Origin of the sequence: Actinokineospora sp., assembly GCF_050699995.1 — a bacterium.
In the GTDB taxonomy this organism is placed as follows: domain Bacteria; phylum Actinomycetota; class Actinomycetes; order Mycobacteriales; family Pseudonocardiaceae; genus Actinokineospora.
Genome location: NZ_JBOHGC010000058.1, coordinates 1 through 3,768 on the forward strand (window position 1 = coordinate 1; position 3,768 = coordinate 3,768).

General features: G+C 68.7%; 4 protein-coding genes. 1 reads left to right on the forward strand and 3 read right to left on the reverse strand.

Features of this window, described 5'->3' with window-relative positions; genetic code table 11:
- Nucleotides 1-111 precede the first annotated feature (111 nt).
- The 3 genes from ACRDSQ_RS03645 to ACRDSQ_RS03655 form a co-directional block, all read right to left on the reverse strand.
- Entirely contained in the window at nucleotides 112-690 is a 579-nt protein-coding gene (locus tag ACRDSQ_RS03645; protein WP_431418749.1) for a hypothetical protein, read from the reverse strand.
- Nucleotides 691-1,326: 636 nt separating this feature from the next.
- Nucleotides 1,327-1,668 (reverse strand): hypothetical protein, encoded by a 342-nt coding sequence (locus ACRDSQ_RS03650; protein WP_431418750.1) that lies wholly within the window; start codon nucleotides 1,666-1,668, stop codon nucleotides 1,327-1,329.
- Between the two features lie 266 nt (nucleotides 1,669-1,934).
- The gene (locus tag ACRDSQ_RS03655; protein WP_431418751.1) at nucleotides 1,935-2,360 is read right to left on the reverse strand and encodes an OsmC family protein; all 426 of its coding nucleotides are present in this window, start codon (nucleotides 2,358-2,360) and stop codon (nucleotides 1,935-1,937) included.
- A gap of 199 nt (nucleotides 2,361-2,559) precedes the next feature.
- Here ACRDSQ_RS03655 and ACRDSQ_RS03660 point away from each other — a divergent pair.
- Nucleotides 2,560-3,768, forward strand: a 1,209-nt coding sequence (locus ACRDSQ_RS03660) for a TIGR02677 family protein (protein WP_431418753.1), incomplete at its 3' end; no start/stop codon positions are given.

Below are 3,768 nucleotides of genomic sequence, written 5' to 3' on the forward strand. Positions count from 1 at the left end.
GGAACGCCATCTTCGCCACCAGCCCACCAGCCGCCGCAGCCTGACCACGACCCCCGCCCGCTACGGGCACAACCGGAGACCACAGCGGACAAGCTGGACCAGGCCAGCAGGTCAGTCCTGCCCAGACATCACGACAAGATCAACAACCACAGCGAAGATCAACGCCCGGCCGCTCCACGGATCCAGGCTTAGGTCGAGGAGGCGGTAGAATTCCTTGCGCAGCAACGCGGCCGAGTGCCCCGGAGCGGACGTGGCCAGCGCGACGACACCGGCCATCGGTTCGCGGAGGGGGTCGTAGCCGGCGATCGCGGCGCTCAACTGCTCAGCGGGCGGAGCGTCGCGGTCGAAACGTGGGGCAGCGTCGAGGAAACGCCCGATCGCCGAGTCCGGTGCGACGACATCCGCGGGTGCCGCCGCCACCAGGGTCGGGCGACCGAGCGCGGCGGCGTAGAACGACACTGATCCGTAGTCTCCGACCACCACGTCCGCCGCGACGAGCGCCGTGCGCCAACCTTCTTCCGGCGGCAGCAACGTCACCCCCGCGCGCCGCCATGCCCGCCCCCACCGCTCGAGTTGCCATGGCGAATGCCAGTGCCAGGTGTTGGGGTGCAGGGCAACCACGACGCGGTAGTCATCGACTGGCAGCCGGGCGGCGATTTTTCCGATCAGCTCAGGGTGCGCACCGAACAACGACAGCCGACCCCAAGTCGAGGACACCACAACGAGTCGCTTGCCACCGACGACCCCGAGTGCCCGCCGGTACGCCGGACGTAGTGGGGCACTGGCGATCATCCGGTCGAAGCAGGGATCACCGGCCACCACGGCCGTGACCACCGCTTCGGGACACGCGCGGGCCAGCCGGTCCCGTTGCTCAGTGTGTGAGAGAACCAGCGATGACGCTATCGGCACGCCTTGGGCGAGAAGCCAGTCGGGCGACAAACCGAAAACGGGCTTCCGGGCTTCCGGGCTTCCGGGCTTCCGGGCTTCCGGTTGCGAGTGTCTTATTGTATCCCATTCCGTGCGGCAGAATGATCAGGGGGATATCGATGTCGTCGAGGGGACCGCCGTGGCTGGCCGCGACAGCGATATCGAAACGCCCATTCCTGATGTCGGCCCAAGGCAGCGGTTCAATTCCCCTGTCCGCGAGGAAACGGCAGGTCCCCGCAGTGAACGCGGACGACCCGATGACCGTGTACCGCACCTCCACCCGCAGGTCGGTAGCGACAAGATCAAGAACATCGAGCAGCCGCGTCGCAGCCGTGACGTTGTGAACGATTGCGAGGACCGTGCGTTCGACCGCGACCGTGGCCCATTCGGAGATAGCGGTCAGAAACTCACGTTCCCCTCGATATCGCGGGCCTGCACGACCTTGCCGCTGACATTCCCGGAAATCTGATTGTTCACCGCGCCATTGTCGGCATGCTGCTGAGTCGCCACCCACAGCGAACGCAACTCGTCAGAGAAGACCTGATCACCCGCCGCGGCCCTCTCCAACTCCACCGCCAACGCCTTGACCTCATCGGAGCCAGGCGCCGCCCCCTCAGCGGCCTCCAACGCCGCCTTGGCCTCAGCACGCGCGCTGAACTTCCTCTTCACCAGGTCGTACAGCGACATCACTGACTTCCCGGCGAGCGCGGCGGCGATCGAGACCAGCACTGGCTCCGGCATGTCCGCTCCTCCATGTGGCTGCCCAAACGAACCCACCGTACCAACGCGAAGCCGCGTATGGCCGCAGGTCGGGTACCCCCTGATCGCTTCGCCCGTCCCGTGGCTAGGTCGTGTCCTGCAAGTCCGGTGCGCGAGATCCGCGCCCGCGCGGCCCCTGGCCGCACGACGACACGACCCAAGTACACCCAGTACGAGCGGCCGTGCCGTGGTACGGCCAGGAACCACGCGGATCACGGATCTCGCGCACCGGACTTGCAGGACACGACCTAGTCGATCTCGACTCGGACCGGGGTGCCCGCCTCAACAGTGCGGCTGACCGTGCAGAGCCGGTCGCGAGACTGCTTGACCGCCCGCGGCAACGCCTCGCGCGCGGAATCGCCCTCCTCGCCGTCGGGGAACCGGACGGTGAAAGTGACCTGGAGGTTCTCCAGGTGATTGCCCGCCTCGGGGGTACGCATCTTGTCCCCGGTCACCGCCACGGTGAAGGTGCCCGGCTCAGCCCGCCTGCTGGTGATGTAGTCGACGTCGATCGCCGTGCAGCCGCCGATCGCGGCCAGCAGCAGCTCGACCGGGGTGAAGTCGGCGTCGTTCCCCTCGCCGATGGCCAGCGTGCCACCGCGAACGTTCTTGACCTCGTACCGCCCGAGCCCGGTCCGCTCGATACCCACGGAACGCAGGGTGTCCTCGCCCATGCCTCACACCAACCGATCTTTTGCCAGGGGCAACGTCATGTCGCCGAGCCGCCTCGGTGACCAAGACCGATTATCGAGGCAGTCCGGCGGTCCGCGGGGCTTGGCACCGCTAATCATGAGCGGCCGCACCCCACGACACATTTTGGCCGTTCGACCCTCGGTGCGAGGGATGTCGGTGGCGGACGCGACAATGGTCCCCATGACCGCGCATGGCGCAGACACAACCCAGCCGTTCGCCCACCTGAGCGCGCCCAACGGGGAGCTCTACCGGGCCGTCCTGCGCACATTCGCCCGCGCCCGCGACCGGTTCACCGTGCATCTCCGTCCCGAGGACGTGGTCGCCGAACTCGGTGGCGGCGACGCCGACCAGGTCGGATCGGCGCTGGACCAGCTCGTCGGGTGGGGAAACCTGCGCTCCGACCCGGACACCGGCCGAGTCACCACGGTCGCCGACTTCCACCGCGCCCGCTACCTCTACCAGCTCACCCCGCGCGGGCAGGCGGCTGAGCACGCCATCGCCGTCTACGAGGAAGCGATCGGCAAGCGCGGCGCGCTGCAATCGGTCGCGCTGGCGGACATCGCCGTGCAGTTGCGGGCGTTCGCCGAGTTGGCGGCAATGGACCCGGCGGACCTCGATCCCGCGAAGGTCCACTTCCTGCTGCTCGGCTTGGCCGAACGGTTCAGCGGCCTGGCCGACAACGCCCAGGCGTTCATGGCCTCGCTGCGTCGGGTGATCGACTTCGCCGATGGCGACGTGGAGGCGTTCGTCGCCTACAAGCAGCGCCTCATCGATTACATCAACCGCTTCATCGCCGATCTCGCCAACCGCGGAGCGGAGATCGCCACACTCCTCGGACAGATCGACGGCCACGACGTCGACCGGCTGCTCGGTGTCGCCGCTCAGCGCGAGGCCGTCGACGCGGCGCCCGACCATGAGCTGGCGACCGAGGACTGCTCACGGGCCCTGGACGGCTGGCGCAACCGGTGGCGGGGCCTGCGCGACTGGTTCGTCTCAGCGGGCTCAGGGCATCCGTCGCAGGCCCGCCTGCTGCGCGGGGCGGCGGTCAGCGCGATCACCCAGCTCATCGACACCGTGGCGGCGCTCAACGAGCGGCGCTCCGGGCGCTCCGACCGTTCGGCCGATTTCCGGGCACTGGCGCGCTGGTTCGCCGAGGTGCCCGACGACCATTCGGCGCACCGGCTGTGGCGGGCGGCGTTCGGCCTCAACTCCGCCCGGCATATGACGGTCACCTCAGCCACCCTCGCCGACTGGCAGGAGGTCGAGCCGACGCCCGGCACGCCGTGGGCCGACGCGCCCGCCGTGCACATCAGTCCGCAGCTGCGCCGCACGGGCACCTACGAGCGGCGTGGTCGACCGTCGCAGGTCGCCGACCGCGGCGACCAGCGC

What these genes read in the sequence shown, in the direction of transcription:
- ACRDSQ_RS03650 (WP_431418750.1), bottom strand. Translation starts at nt 1,668, where the DNA reads ATGCCGGAGCCAGTGCTGGTCTCGATCGCCGCCGCGCTCGCCGGGAAG.
- ACRDSQ_RS03655 (WP_431418751.1), bottom strand. Translation starts at nt 2,360, where the DNA reads ATGGGCGAGGACACCCTGCGTTCCGTGGGTATCGAGCGGACCGGGCTC.